A 14,653-nucleotide genomic window follows, 5' to 3' on the forward strand; every position below is an offset into this window, starting at 1 on the left:
TCGACATCGGGCAGACCAGTTGAACTCATACAAGCGAAACTATCGACACCCACCGACAAAAAACCCCGCCCTGTGACCACTGAAAACACAGTGACACAAGGGATTTCGATATACGATTTCAGTATCCGGTTCGGTGGACCGTCACGATGACAGCCGGTGACGGAGCCGCCCTGGTGTCATGAGTCGCTAATTCGATTGCAAGTGCGCCACGGCTTGCCGAGCGTGTGGGTATGGACGAAAAATGACAGGGATTCGTACCCAGGCCCCACGTTCGACACAGTCCTGCCGTCCTCACAACGCCAAACCACGCCGGTTCCGCATTTCTGATTGGGGACCTCAGTCGCGCTCGGGCAGATTGGTCGCGTACACCCACGACAAGAACCGCGCCACGGCCTCCGCGGACCGATGCGCGCGCGGGGAACTGAAGATGTCGAAAGCGTGTTGGGCGTGCGGTAATTCGGCATAGGCGACGGGAGACTTCGACACCGCGCGCAGCTCCTCGACGAACTCCTGCGCCTCGCCCACCGGGATGAGGGAATCGTCGTGGCCGTGCAAGACGAAGAAGGGTGGTGCGTCGGCGCGCACCCGCCGGGTCGGCGAGGCGTCGACGTAGATGTCGCGGTGGGCGTTGAATTTCCGTTTGACAACGAACTTCTGGAGCAAATCCACGAATTCGCGCCGGCCCTCACCCTCGGTGGAGAACCAGTCGTAGCGCCCGTACACGGGAACCGCGGCGACCACCGACGTGTCGGCGTCCTCGAAGCCCGGCTGGAACGTCGGGTCGTTGGGGGTCAGCGCCGCCAGCGAACACAGGTGGCCGCCGGCCGACCCGCCGGTGATCGCGACGAAGTTCGGGTCCCCGCCGTAGTGGGAGACGTTCTCCTTGACCCAGGCCAGCGCGCGTTTGACGTCGACGATGTGGTCGGGCCAGGTGTGCCGCGGCGAAACCCGGTAACCGATGGACACGCACACCCAGCCGCGCGCGGCCAGGTGGCTCATCAGCGGATAGGCCTGCGGCCGGCGCATTCCGATCACCCATGCCCCGCCGGGCACCTGCACCAGCACCGGCGCCTTGCCGTCGCGCGGGAGGTCGTGGCGGCGCCAGATGTCGGCCAGGTTGGCGCGGCCGTGCGGGCCGTAGGACACGACGTTCGTCTTCTCGACGTAGCGGCGCCGCGCCACCGTGTTTCCCAGCGGCAGGGTGCGACGCCCGCTGCGAGTGGGCTCGGTCTGGGGCAGCTTGCCCAGCGCCTCTTCGTAGTCGTCGCCGAGTTGGCCGCGTAACCCCGCCTCCAGCACCGGGCCGGGGGTGGTGACACCCCGATACTTGATCACGCCCAGGATGGCCCAGGACGCCACCGTCAGCGCCAGCGCCGCCTTCCCGCGGCGTCCCGCGAAGTCACCGCGGCGCCCCCGCCGCAGCGCATCGGCCAGCGAAGCGGAGAAGTACACGCCCGGCACCTCGGAGGCCGGCCAGCCGAACCAGAACACCAGCACCGTGCTGTAGCCCTTGCGGGCGAGCGGGCGTAATCCGTTGGCGGCGTTGGCCAATTCCAGCGCGGCGCGCGCCAGCGGCCGTGGTCTTCTGATCGCCCGGGGGAGCCGCATCAGCCGTCGACCCGTGCTCGCAGGTCCGCGCGCAGGATCTTGCCGGTGCTGCCGCGGGGAAGTTCGTCCAGGACGGTGATCTCGCGGGGCACCTTGTAGTTGGCCAGGTTCTCCCGCACGTGTTGCTTGAGGACGTCGGGGGTGGCCCCGGCGCCGGCCTCCAGCACCACGAAAGCCACCAGCCGCTGTCCGTATTGTTCGTCGTCCACGCCGATCACCGATGCCTCCGCCACGTCGGGATGTGCCGCAAGCGTCTTCTCCACCTCGATCGGGTAGACGTTCTCGCCGCCGGACACGATCATCTCGTCGTCGCGGCCGACCACGAACAACCGCCCCGCGGAGTCCAGATACCCGACGTCGCCCGACGACATGAATCCGGCATGAAAGTCCTTACTGCTGCCCGAGGTGTAACCGTCGAACTGGGTGTTGTTGCGGACGTAGATGCTGCCGACCTCGCCGGCCGGCAGCTCGTTGAAATCCGGGTCCAGGATGCGGATTTCGGTGCCGCCCGCGGGCCGGCCCGCGGTGTCGGGCGCGGCGCGCAGGTCGGCCGGGGTGGCGGTGGCGATCATGCCCGCCTCGGTGGCGTTGTAGTTGTTGTAGATCACGTCGCCGAACTCGTCCATGAACGCGGTGACGACGTCGGGTCGCATCCGCGAACCCGATGCCGCGGCGAACCGCAGGGACCGGCCGCTGTAGCGGCGCCGCACCTCGGGGGGCAGATCCATGATCCGGTCGAACATCACCGGCACCACCACCAGGCCGGTCGCGCGGTGCCGGTCGATCAGGTCCAGCGTGGCCTCCGGGTCGAATTTGCGCCGGGTGATCACCGGGCAGGCGAACGACGCCGCGAGCAGCAGTTGGGAGAAACCCCAGGCGTGGAACATCGGCGCCACGATCACGATGGGCTCCTCGGCCCGCCACGGCGTGCGGTCCAGGATCGCCTTCAGCGTGCCGATTCCCGCGTCACCGCCAGATTGCTTGGCGCCCTTGGGAGTTCCGGTGGTGCCGGAAGTGAGCAGGATCATCTTGCCCTTGCGGCCGGTGCGTTTCGGTTGCGCCCCGATGTGGGCGGCGATCAGCCCCTCGACGCTGCGCTCATGCTCGGCGCCGGTCCACGCGACGATGCGGAGCGCGTCGGGCGCACCGGCCAGCGCGCGCTCCACCGTCGCGGTGAACTCCTCGTCGTAGATGACGGCGTCGACGCCTTCGCGGGTCACCACGTCGGCCAGCGCCGGCCCGGCGAACGACGTGTTGAGCAACAAGATGTCCGAGCCGATCCGGTCGGCCGCCACCAGGGCCTCGACGAAACCGCGGTGATTGCGGCACATGATGCCGATCACCCGGGGCTGGCCGCACGGCAATCCCTGGAGCGCCGCGGCGAGCGCGTTGCACCGCTCGTCGAGTTCTCGCCAGGTCAGGCTGCCGCGTTCGTCGATCAGGCCCGGCCGGTCCGGGCAACGTTGGGCGGCGCTGGCGAACCCCGACGTCATGCCCATGCCTTCGCGGCGCATGGCCGCGGCGATCCGCACATAGCGATCCGGGCGCATGGGCGCGATCAGGCCGGCGCGGCGCATGGTGCCGATCAGACCAAGGGTCTCGCTGAAAGGATTTGGCATGACTCAGCCGAGAATTGGGAACCGGCGCTTGGCGGCGAGCTCGGTCAGGGCTTCCTGCATCACCGACCGCACGTACTCGTCGACCTCGTCGATGTCGGGGTTCTCGCCGAACCGCTTGGCGATGTCGATCGGCTCCAGCACCCGGGTCACGATCTTGGTGGGCAGTGGCAGATTGGGCGGGATGACGGCACTCAAGCCGAAGGGGAAGCCGAACGACAACGGCAGAATGGCGCTGCGCAGCAAGCGCTTGATTCCCAGCCGCTCGGCCAGCCAGGTGCCCCGGGTCAGGTAGAGCTGGGTCTCCTGCCCCCCGATCGACACCGCCGGCACGATCGGCACGCCGGCATCGATGGCGGTGCGGATGTACCCCTTGCGGCCGTTGAAGTCGATGACGTTCTCCGACAGGGTGGGCCGGTAGGCGTCGTAGTCGCCGCCGGGGAACACGATGACGACGCCGCCGGAGCGCAGCGCGACGGCCGCGTTCTCCCGGTTGGCCCGGATGTATCCGGCGCGCCGGAACAAGTCCGCGGTGGGGCCGGTCATGAGGATGTCGTGGCTCAGCGTGTAGACGGGCCGGTCGTAGCCGAGCTTGTCGTAGAAGTGGGCGCTGAAGATCGGGACATCCATGGGGAACATGCCGCCGGAGTGGTTACCGACGACCAGCGCTCCGCCGGGCGGGAACGAATCCAGGCCGTGCACCTCCGACCGGAAGTAGGTCTTCAAGACCGGCCGCATCACCGCCATCAGGCGCTGGGTCAGGACGGGGTCGAATTTGCCGATGTCCCCGTCATCGGGGTCGTCGCTGCCGGTCACGTTCCTCCCTTGACGCTCGCGCGAGGCCACTTGAGGTCTGAGGGGCCGAGTCGAGTCCCTCGATGGTAGCGACCGGGGTGGCGCCGTCGTCATCGTGTTTTGGCTTTTTCGCCCGGGCATATGGTGTGGTCCGGATCGGGGCGTTATCGTTACGACGCCCTGAGTACCCCTCGAGAAATGGGGACCCGATGGACGTAGCCGGTCTCTCAGCCGACCGCGGCGCGCGTTCGAGCGCCACACATAGATCAGCGAGCACCCGGGAACGGCGCGAGCGACGCTCCCATACCAATGGCGTCCGCGCGGAATCGGCCCGTCAAACTCAAGGACCATCCCGGCCCGCGCCGGCCATCGAGCGGGCCGCGGGGCCGTTCGCCGCAGCAGCACCGGGCACGGCGGACCAGCTGCAGGCCGACTACTTCGTGCGCCTGCTCGCCGGGCAGCGCGGCCTCATCGATCAGCGCATCGACGAGTACCAGCGGAAAATCGCCGCCGCGGAAGCCAAGGGGGACATCGACGCCGCGGCCGGCTTCCGGCGCCTGGTACGGGTCGCCGAACAGGATCAGCAGACGGTCGAGGCCCTGGCCGAAAAGCTGTGCCGCCGATTTGCCCGCCGGGCACCGGCCGAAACCCCCGCCGGTTCGCCGCGGGGCCAGCTCGCGGTCCGCCGTTGAGGCCCCGGTCCGGGGTGAATCAAAGGGTGCCGCAGCGGTTTTCGTCATCGAATCTCCGGCTGGGTGGCGGGCACAAAACCGGCTGAGGCGCACGAATCGGCACGCTCGCCGGGCGGTGCCGATACATTCGATGGGCCAGCTGGTTTTTCCGACAGGAACGAGGCCGCCCCATGGGATTCATGTCACCGGAACTTCCGGACGTCGATCGCAGCACCTGGCACACGTTGCCCCGGGCCACCCGGCTGCAAGTCGTAACCCGGCACTGGGCGGAACACGGCTTCGGGACGCCGTATGCCGTGTATCTGCTGTACCTGCTCAAGATCGCCCTGTACATCGTCGTGCCCGCCGCGATCATCTCGCTTACCCCCGGCCTGGGCGGCCTGGGCCGCATCGGCGACTGGTGGACGCAACCCATCGTCTACCAGAAGGTCGTCATCTTCACGCTGCTGTTCGAGGTCACGGGCCTCGGCTGCGGATCCGGGCCGCTGACCGGGCGGTTCATGCCACCGATCGGAGGCATTCTTTACTGGTTGCGGCCCAACACGATTCGTCTGCCAGCCTGGCCCGACAAGGTTCCGTTCACCCGTGGTGACACCCGCACCGCCGTCGATGTCACGCTGTATGCCATCGTTCTGATCGGCGGGGTGTGGGCGCTGCTGTCGCCCGGTCACGGCGGGCCGGTCACCACCGCCGGCGATGTCGGCCTGATCGATCCCGTCCTGGTCATCCCGACGATCGTGGCGCTGGCCCTGTTGGGTCTACGAGACAAGACGGTCTTCCTGGCCGCCCGCGGTGAACACTATTGGCTGAAGCTGTTCGTGTTCTTTTTCCCGTTCACCGATCAGATCGCGGCCTTCAAGATCATCATGCTCTGCTTGTGGTGGGGCGCAGCGGTTTCCAAGCTCAACCACCATTTCCCTTACGTGGTGGCGGTGATGACCAGCAACAACGCGCTGCTGCGAGGCCGCCTGTTCAATCCGGTGAAGCACCTGCTCTACCTCGACCATGTCAACGACCTGCGACCGTCCCTGGTGCCCAAGCTGATGGCCCATGTTGGCGGCACCACAGCGGAATTCGTGGTTCCGACGGTTCTGGTCTTCTTCGCGGGCGATCACCCGTGGCGGTGGTTCCTGATCGGGTTCATGGTGCTGTTCCATCTCAACATCATTTCCAACCTCCCGATGGGAGTGCCCTTGGAGTGGAACGTGTTCTTCATCTTCTCGCTGTTCTACCTGTTCGGGCACTACGGCGCGGTCCGGGCCACCGATCTTCACTCGCCTGTGCTGCTGGCCCTCGTGATCCTCGCGGTGGTGGTGGTCATCGCGGGAAACATGTTCCCCGAGAAGATTTCGTTCCTTCCGGCAATGCGCTACTACGCTGGCAACTGGGCCACCAGTGTGTGGTGCTTCCGCGCGGGCGCCGAGGAAAAGATCGACGCCGACATCGTGAAGAGCTCTGCGCTCGTCGTCAATCAGCTGGCGAGGCTCTACGACCCGGAAACCGCCGAAATCCTGGCAGACAAAATCGCCGCCTTCCGCGCGATGCACGTGCATGGCCGGGCGCTCAACGGGCTGCTGCCGCGCGCGATCGACGACGAAGCCGACTACAAGATCCGTGAGGGCGAAATCGTTGCCGGGCCGCTCGTCGGTTGGAACTTCGGCGAGGGCCACCTGCACAACGAGCAACTGCTGGAGGCGGTGCAACGCCGGTGCCACTTCGAGGACGGCGACGTCCGCGTCATCGTCCTGGAGGGCCAGCCCATCCACATCCAACGGCAGTCGTATCGCATCCTTGACGCCAAGACCGGCGTGATCGAAGAGGGCTACGTCGACATCAAGGACATGCTGAGCCGCCAGCCCTGGCCCGAGCCCGGCGACGACTATCCCGTGCACGTCATCGATGGCGGTGACCCGCCGCGCCCGGCTTCGCCGCGCTTGCGATCGCCGCGAATCGATGGCGGTGACCCGCCGCGCCCGGCTTCGCCGCGCTTGCGATCGCCGCGGGCCACGCGGCGCAGCACCCGATGACGACCGCGGTCGTGGTCGGTGCCGGGCCCAACGGCCTGGCCGCCGCGATCCATCTCGCCCGCCACGGCGTCGACGTCCAGGTGCTGGAGGCCGGCGAGACCGTCGGCGGGGGAGCGCGCTCGGGTGAGCTGACGGTGCCCGGGGTGATCCACGACCACTGCTCGGCGTTTCACCCGCTGGGGATCGGTTCGCCGTTCTGGAAGCAGATCGACCTGCAGCGGTACGGGCTCGCCTGGAAGTGGCCGGAGGTCGACTGTGCGCATCCGCTCGACGACGGGACCGCCGGGGTCCTGTACCAGTCGATCGATGAGACGACGGCCGGCATGGGACCCGACGGGCCCCGGTGGCGCCGCGCGATCGGGGACCTCGCGGCCGGATTCGACGCCCTGGCGCAAGACCTGCTCCGCCCCGTGCTCAACGTTCCACGCCACCCGGTCCGCCTGGCCGCGTTCGGGCCGCGCGCGGCGCTGCCGGCCACCATGATGGCCCGCTGGTTTCGCACCGAACAGGCGCGGGCGCTGTTCGGCGGATCGGCCGCACACATCTATACCCGGCTGGACCGCCCGCTCACCGCATCCCTCGGGCTGATGATCCTGGCCAGCGGCCACCGGTACGGGTGGCCCGTCGCCGAAGGGGGATCGGGTTCGATCACCAGGGCGCTGGCCGCCGCCCTCACCGAGCACGGCGGCGCCGTGACCACCGGCGTCACCGTCACCGGTCGCAACGACATCCCCACCGCCGACATCGTGCTGCTCGATGTCAGCCCGGCCGCGGCGCTGAACATCTACGGCGACGTCATGCCCGCGCGGATCAAGCGGTCCTATCGGCGCTACCGCCAGGGGTCCTCGGCGTTCAAGGTCGACTTCGCCATCGAAGGCCACATCCCCTGGACCAATCCCGACTGCGGTCGCGCCGGCACCGTCCACCTGGGCGGCACGTTCGCCGAGGTCGCCGACACCGAACGTCAACGCGCGCAAGGCACGATGGCGCGGCGGCCGTTCGTGCTCGTTGGCCAGCAGTATCTGGCCGACCCCTCGCGCTCGGCGGGCAACATCAATCCGATCTGGGCCTACGCGCACGTGCCGTTCGGCTACAGCGGCGACGCCACCGCGGCCGTCATCGACCAGATCGAGCGGTTCGCCCCGGGATTCCGCGACCGCATCGTCGCCACCGTCAGCAAGGGCACCGCCGAGTTGGAGGCCTACAACCCCAATTTCATCGGCGGCGACATCATCGGCGGCGCCAACGACGGGCTGCAGGTCATCCTGCGCCCGCGCGTCTCGGTCAACCCGTACGCGACCGGTGTGCCGGGGGTATACCTGTGTTCGCAGTCCTCGCCGCCGGGGGCCGGCATCCACGGGCTGTGCGGTTACTACGCCGCCGAGGCGGCGCTGGGCCGGTTGCGGAAGCGTCGCCGGTAGCCCGCGGCCGGCGTGTGGCCGACGTCACGGGTGATGCACCAGCGCGGCAACGATAGGCCTCACTGATCTAGGCTGGCGGCGAGCGCAAATCAGCGGACACAGGAAAGAAAGACAGAGGAGAGACAAGTGACGGTCCGAGTAGGTATCAACGGCTTCGGTCGAATCGGGCGGAACTTCTACCGGGCCTTATTGGTTCAACAGGAGCAGGGCACCGCTGATATCGAGGTGGTCGCGGTCAACGACCTCACCGACAACGCCAGCCTGGCGCACCTGCTGAAATTCGACTCCATCCTCGGCCGCCTCCCGCACGACGTCAGCCTCGAGGGTGACGACACCATCGTCGTCGGCAACACCAAGATCAAGGCGCTGGAGGTCAAGGAAGGCCCGGCGGCGCTGCCCTGGGGTGACCTGGGCGTCGACGTCGTCGTCGAGTCCACCGGCATCTTCACGAACGCCGCCAAGGCCAAGGGCCACCTGGATGCGGGCGCCAAGAAGGTGATCATCTCCGCGCCGGCCACCGACCCGGACATCACCATCTGTCTGGGGGTCAATGACGACAAGTACGACGGCAGCCAGAACATCATCTCCAACGCGTCGTGCACCACGAACTGCCTCGCACCGCTGGCCAAGGTTTTGCATGACGAGTTCGGCATCGTCAAGGGCCTGATGACCACCATCCACGCCTACACCGCCGACCAGAACCTGCAGGACGGGCCGCACAAGGACCTGCGCCGCGCCCGCGCCGCCGCGCTGAACATCGTGCCCACCTCGACCGGCGCGGCCAAGGCCATCGGGCTGGTGATGCCCGAGCTGAAGGGCAAGCTCGACGGGTACGCGCTGCGGGTGCCGATCCCCACCGGCTCGGTGACCGACCTGACCGCCGACCTGAAGAAGTCCGCCACCGCCGACGAGATCAACGCCGCGATGAAGGCCGCCGCCGAGGGCCCGATGAAGGGCATCCTCAAGTACTACGACGCGCCGATCGTCTCCAGCGACATCGTCACCGACCCGCACAGCTCGATCTTCGACTCTGGTCTGACGAAGGTGATCGACGACCAGGCCAAGGTGGTGTCCTGGTACGACAATGAATGGGGTTACTCCAACCGCCTGGTGGACCTGGTCGCCCTGGTCGGCAAGTCGCTGTAACCCGTGGCTGTCCACACGTTGAAAGACCTTCTCGGCGAGGGGGTTTCGGGTCGCGGCGTGCTGGTGCGCTCGGATTTGAATGTGCCGCTCGATGACGGCAGGATCACCGACCCCGGGCGCATCACCGCCTCGGTGCCGACGCTGAAGGCGCTGGTCGAGGCCGGCGCCAAGGTGGTGGTCACCGCGCACCTCGGCCGTCCCAAGGGCGGGGCCGACCCGGCGTTGTCACTGGCGCCGGTCGCCGCGGCGCTGTCCGAGCAGCTGGGCCGGCACGTGCAACTGGCCGGCTCCGATCAGTTCGGAGTCGTCGGCGCCGACGCGCTGGCCCGCGCCGAGGGGCTGACCGACGGCGACGTCCTGCTGCTGGAGAACATCCGCTTCGATTCCCGCGAAACCAGCAAGGATGACGACCAGCGGCTCGCCCTGGCTCGGCAGCTGGCCGAATTGGTCGGGCCGACTGGGGCTTTCGTCTCCGACGGCTTCGGTGTGGTGCACCGCAAGCAGGCCTCCGTGTACGACGTCGCCACCCTGCTGCCGCACTACGCCGGCACGCTGGTGGCCGAGGAGATCGCAGTGCTGGAGCAGCTGACCAGCTCCACCAAACGCCCCTACGCGGTGGTGCTCGGCGGGTCGAAGGTGTCCGACAAGCTCGGTGTCATCGAATCGCTGGCCACCAAGGCCGACAGCATCGTCATCGGCGGCGGCATGTGCTTCACTTTCCTGGCGGCGCAAGGCTTTTCGGTCGGTAAATCGCTGCTGGAGACCGAGATGGTGGATACCTGCCGCAGGCTGCTGGACACCTACGTCGACGTGCTGCGGCTGCCGGTGGACATCGTGGTGGCCGACAAGTTCGCCGCCGACGCGACGCCGCAGACCGTCGCCGCCGATGCCATCCCGGACGACCTGACGGGCCTGGACATCGGGCCGGGATCGGTCAAGCGGTTCACCACGTTGCTGTCCAACGCCGAAACCGTCTTCTGGAACGGGCCGATGGGCGTGTTCGAGTTCCCGGCGTTCGCCGCGGGAACCAAGGGTGTCGCCGAAGCGATCGCCGCGGCAACCGGAAAGGGCGCCTTCAGCGTGGTCGGCGGCGGCGACTCCGCGGCCGCCGTGCGCGCGCTGGGCATCCCGGAGAGCGACTTCTCGCACATCTCCACCGGCGGTGGAGCATCGCTGGAATACCTTGAGGGCAAGACGCTTCCAGGTATCGAGGTGTTGAGTCGACCCCAGCCCGACCACAACTAGGGAGGCCCAGAGTCGTGAGCCGCAAGCCACTGATCGCCGGCAACTGGAAGATGAACCTCAATCACTTCGAGGCGATCGCGCTGGTGCAAAAGATCGCGTTCGCGTTGCCGGACAAGTACTACGACAAAGTTGACGTCACGGTGCTGCCGCCGTTCACCGACCTGCGCAGCGTGCAGACCCTGGTCGACGGCGACAAGCTGCGGCTGACCTACGGCGGGCAGGACCTGTCCCAGCACGACTCGGGCGCCTACACAGGGGAGGTCAGCGGCGCCTTCCTGGCCAAGCTGGGCTGCACGTTCGTCGTCGTGGGGCACTCCGAGCGCAGGACGTACCACCACGAGGACGACGCGGTGGTGGCCGCCAAGACCGCCGCCGCGCTCAAGTACGAACTGACCCCGATCGTCTGCATCGGCGAGCACCTCGACGTCCGCGAGGCCGGAAACCACGTCATCCACTGCGAGGAGCAGCTGCGCGGTTCGCTGGCCGGGCTCTCGGCCGAGCAGATCGGCAAGGTCGTCATCGCCTACGAGCCGGTATGGGCGATCGGCACCGGGCGGGTGGCCAGCGCCGCCGACGCCCAGGAGGTGTGCGCGGCCGTCCGCAAGGAATTGGCGTCACTCGCCTCGCCCAAGATCGCCGACTCGGTGCGGGTGCTCTACGGCGGCTCGGTCAACGCCAAGAACGTCGGTGAGATCGTCGCCCGCGACGACATCGACGGCGGTCTGGTCGGCGGTGCGTCGCTGGACGGCGAGCAATTCGCGACGCTGGCGGCCATCGCCGCCGGTGGGCCTCTCCCCTAGGGCGGGGTCCTGAGAGCTGCCCGGCACCGGTAGGCTGGCCGTCATGCAGTTGGCCTTGCAGATCACCCTGGTCGTCACCAGCATCCTGGTGGTGCTGCTGGTGCTGCTGCACCGTGCCAAGGGTGGCGGCCTGTCCACGCTGTTCGGTGGCGGCGTCCAGTCCAGCCTGTCCGGGTCCACAGTGGTGGAAAAGAACCTGGACCGGCTGACGTATTTCATCACCGCCATCTGGCTGGTGTGCATCATCGCTATGGCGCTGCTGATCAAGTACCACTGACAAACTGACCTGCCTCGTACAGCGCCACACCGACACTGGGACGCATGGCTGACGCCTCCTCCGAAGTCTCCGACGGCTCGCTGGAACCGATCGGCGCCGTCCAGCGCACCCCGGTGGGGCGCGAGGCGACGGAGCCGATGCGGGCCGACATCAGGCTGCTGGGCGCCATCCTGGGCGACACCGTGCGCGAGCAGAACGGGCGCGAGGTGTTCGAGCTCGTCGAACGCGCCCGGGTGGAATCGTTCCGGGTGCGGCGCTCCGAGATCGACCGCGCGGAGCTGGCGCGGCTCTTCGACGGCATCGACATCCACCAGGCCGTCCCGGTCATCCGGGCGTTCAGCCACTTCGCGCTGCTGGCCAACGTCGCCGAAGACATCCACCGCGAGCGCCGCCGCGCGATTCACGTCGCCGCCGGCGAACCTCCGCAGGACAGCACCCTGGCCGCCACCTACGCCAAACTTGATGACGCACAACTCGATTCGGCCACGGTGGCCGACGCGCTGCGGGGTGCGGTGGTTGCCCCGGTGATCACCGCCCACCCCACCGAGACCCGCCGGCGCACCGTCTTCGTCACTCAGCACCGGATCACCAAGCTGATGCGGCTGCACGCCGAGGGGCACACCGAGACCGACGAGGGCGGCAACATCGAACTCGAGTTGCGCCGCCAGGTCCTCACGCTGTGGCAGACCGCGCTGATCCGGTTGTCCCGGCTGCAGATCACCGACGAGATCGAGGTGGGGCTGCGCTACTACCCCGCCGCGTTCTTCACGGTGATCCCGCAGGTCAATGCCGAGGTTCGCAACGCCCTGCGTGCCCGCTGGCCCGACGCCGACCTGCTCAACGAGCCGATCGTGGCGCCCGGTTCCTGGATCGGCGGCGACCGCGACGGCAATCCGAACGTGACGGCCGACGTGGTGCGCCAGGCCACCGGTGACGCCGCGTTCACCGCGCTGGCGCACTACCTGGCCGAACTGACTGCATTGGAGCAGGAGCTGTCGATGTCGGCGCGCCTCGTCGCGGTCACCCCCGAGCTGGCCGAACTGGCCGGGGGCTGCGCGGAGGAGGCCCGCGCCGACGAACCGTACCGGCGGGCGGTGCGGGTGATCCGCGGCCGGCTCAGCGCGACGAGCGCCGAAATCCTGGACCGGGCACCGCAGCAGGTGTTGGATCTGGGGTTGCGACCGTATGAGACCCCGGCCGAGCTGGGGGCCGACCTCGACACCATCGATGGCTCGCTGCGCGCCCACGGCAGCGCACTGCTGGCCGACGACCGCCTGGCACTGCTACGAGAAAGCGTGCGGGTCTTCGGGTTTCATCTGTGCGGCCTGGACATGCGGCAAAACTCCGACGCGCACGAAGAGGTGGTCGGCGAGCTGTTGGCCTGGGCCGGGGTGCACCCGGATTACCGTTCGCTGCCCGAAGACGTGCGGGTCGAGCTGTTGGCGGCCGAACTGGGCACCCGCCGCCCGCTGGTCGGTGACGACGCGCAATTGTCCGACTTGGCCCGCCGCGAGCTGGGTGTGGTGCGCGCGGCCGCGCGCGCGATCAAGCGGTACGGGCTGTCCGCCGTTCCGAACTACGTGATCTCGATGTGCCGCTCGGTCTCCGATGTCCTCGAGGCCGCGATCCTGCTGAAAGAGGCGGGGCTGATCGACGCGTCGGGGCCGCAGCCGTACTGTCCGGTGGGCATTTCCCCGCTGTTCGAAACCATCGACGACCTGCACAACGGCGCGACGATCCTGCACGCGATGCTGGAACTTCCGATCTACCGGGCGCTGGTGGCGGCGCGCGGCGAAAGCCAGGAGGTGATGCTGGGCTACTCGGACTCCAACAAGGACGGGGGGTATCTGGCGTCCAGCTGGGCGGTGTACCGGGCCGAGCTGGCGCTGGTGGAAGTGGCGCGCAAAACCGGAATCCGGTTGCGGCTCTTCCATGGTCGCGGCGGCACCGTCGGCCGCGGCGGCGGGCCGAGCTACGAGGCGATCCTGGCCCAGCCGCCCGGCGCGGTGAACGGCTCGCTGCGGCTCACCGAGCAGGGCGAGGTGATCGCCGCCAAATACGCCGAACCGCAGGTGGCGCAACGCAATCTGGAAAGCCTGCTGGCCGCCACGCTGGAGTCCACGTTGCTCGACGTCGAGGGCCTGGACGACACCGCCGAACCGGCGTACGCGGTGCTCGACGAAGTGGCCGTCCTGGCCCGCCGCGCCTACGCCGAATTGGTGCACGACACACCCGGTTTCGTCGACTACTTCATGGCTTCCACACCGGTCAGCGAGATCGGCCCGCTGAATATCGGCAGTCGGCCGACATCCCGCAAACCCACCGAGTCGATCTCGGACCTGCGCGCCATCCCGTGGGTGCTGGCGTGGAGTCAGTCGCGGGTCATGCTGCCCGGCTGGTACGGCACCGGGTCGGCATTCGAGCAGTGGATCGCGGCGGGCCCGCGGGGCGAGGCCGAGCGGGTGGGCATCCTGCACGACTTGTACCGGCGGTGGCCGTTTTTCCGCAGCGTGCTGTCCAATCTGGCTCAGGTGCTGGCCAAAAGCGATCTCGGCCTGGCGGCGCGCTACGCCGAATTGGTGGACGACGAGGAATTACGGCACCGGGTGTTCGGCAAGATCGTCGATGAGCACCGGCGAACCATCGCCATGCACAAGCTCATCACCGGGCAGGACAACCTGCTCGCCGACAACCCGGCGCTGGCGCGTTCGGTGTTCAACCGCTTCCCGTATCTCGAGCCGCTCAACCACCTCCAGGTGGAATTGCTGCGCCGTTACCGTTCCGGCGACGACGACGAATTGGTGCAGCGCGGGATTTTGCTGACGATGAACGGGCTGGCCAGCGCGCTGCGAAACAGCGGCTGACGACGCGCGAATCGGTCCCCGGGCCCGGCAGGGTCGCACAGCCGGTACTTTCCGCGCTGACCATTGGTGTTGCGGCACATGGTGTCGGCGTCGTTATGGTTGAGTCGTGGCCTTGCCTACGCGGGCCGCACGCGCAGGGGAAGACTATCCAACGGGGGAGGT

10 protein-coding genes and 1 pseudogene are annotated in these 14,653 nt (G+C 67.9%); 8 read left to right on the forward strand and 3 right to left on the reverse strand.

Features of this window, described 5'->3' with window-relative positions:
• Positions 1–336 precede the first annotated feature (336 nt).
• The 3 genes from EPN51_RS16880 to EPN51_RS16890 are packed head-to-tail and all read right to left on the reverse strand — an operon-like array spanning position 337 to position 3,971.
• Positions 337–1,608, reverse strand: a complete 1,272-nt coding sequence (locus EPN51_RS16880) for an alpha/beta hydrolase (protein ID WP_293044608.1) — start codon at positions 1,606–1,608, stop codon at positions 337–339.
• The gene (gene fadD12, locus EPN51_RS16885) at positions 1,608–3,227 is read right to left on the reverse strand and encodes an acyl-CoA ligase FadD12 (RefSeq protein WP_293044610.1); all 1,620 of its coding nucleotides are present in this window, start codon (positions 3,225–3,227) and stop codon (positions 1,608–1,610) included. Before fadD12 ends, EPN51_RS16880 begins: the two co-directional genes overlap by 1 nt.
• A 3-nt stretch (positions 3,228–3,230) precedes the next feature.
• Positions 3,231–3,971: a lysophospholipid acyltransferase family protein gene (locus tag EPN51_RS16890; RefSeq protein WP_293044764.1), complete on the reverse strand. Its 741-nt coding sequence runs from the start codon at positions 3,969–3,971 to the stop codon at positions 3,231–3,233.
• A 257-nt stretch (positions 3,972–4,228) separates the two neighbouring features.
• Here EPN51_RS16890 and EPN51_RS16895 point away from each other — a divergent pair, with 257 nt between their 5' ends.
• The 8 genes and pseudogenes from EPN51_RS16895 (at position 4,229) to ppc (ending at position 14,491) form a co-directional block, all read left to right on the forward strand.
• A complete protein-coding gene (locus tag EPN51_RS16895) occupies positions 4,229–4,711 on the forward strand; it encodes a hypothetical protein (protein ID WP_293044612.1) in 483 nt (160 codons plus the stop codon).
• 170 nt (positions 4,712–4,881) lie between these two features.
• A pseudogene (locus EPN51_RS16900) lies at positions 4,882–6,606 on the forward strand (DUF3556 domain-containing protein); the annotation flags it as partial.
• Between the two features lie 128 nt (positions 6,607–6,734).
• The gene (locus EPN51_RS16905) at positions 6,735–8,159 is read left to right on the forward strand and encodes an NAD(P)/FAD-dependent oxidoreductase (RefSeq protein ID WP_293044614.1); all 1,425 of its coding nucleotides are present in this window, start codon (positions 6,735–6,737) and stop codon (positions 8,157–8,159) included.
• 126 nt (positions 8,160–8,285) lie between these two features.
• Positions 8,286–9,305 carry a type I glyceraldehyde-3-phosphate dehydrogenase gene (gene gap, locus EPN51_RS16910; RefSeq protein WP_293044615.1) on the forward strand — a complete coding sequence of 340 codons (1,020 nt, stop codon included), beginning with the start codon at positions 8,286–8,288 and terminating at the stop codon, positions 9,303–9,305.
• A 3-nt stretch (positions 9,306–9,308) separates the two neighbouring features.
• On the forward strand, positions 9,309–10,550 hold the full coding sequence (locus EPN51_RS16915; protein WP_293044617.1) for a phosphoglycerate kinase: 1,242 nt from the start codon (positions 9,309–9,311) through the stop codon (positions 10,548–10,550).
• 14 nt (positions 10,551–10,564) lie between these two features.
• Entirely contained in the window at positions 10,565–11,350 is a 786-nt protein-coding gene (gene tpiA / locus EPN51_RS16920; protein ID WP_293044619.1) for a triose-phosphate isomerase, read from the forward strand.
• A 43-nt stretch (positions 11,351–11,393) separates the two neighbouring features.
• Positions 11,394–11,627: a preprotein translocase subunit SecG gene (gene secG, locus EPN51_RS16925; protein ID WP_293044621.1), complete on the forward strand. Its 234-nt coding sequence runs from the start codon at positions 11,394–11,396 to the stop codon at positions 11,625–11,627.
• Between the two features lie 44 nt (positions 11,628–11,671).
• Positions 11,672–14,491, forward strand: coding sequence for a phosphoenolpyruvate carboxylase (gene ppc, locus EPN51_RS16930; RefSeq protein WP_293044623.1), 2,820 nt, complete (start codon positions 11,672–11,674; stop codon positions 14,489–14,491).
• The last annotated feature ends 162 nt before the right edge of the window (positions 14,492–14,653 follow it).

It is taken from the genome of Mycobacterium sp., from assembly GCF_004298145.1.
Taxonomy (GTDB): Bacteria; Actinomycetota; Actinomycetes; order Mycobacteriales; family Mycobacteriaceae; genus Mycobacterium.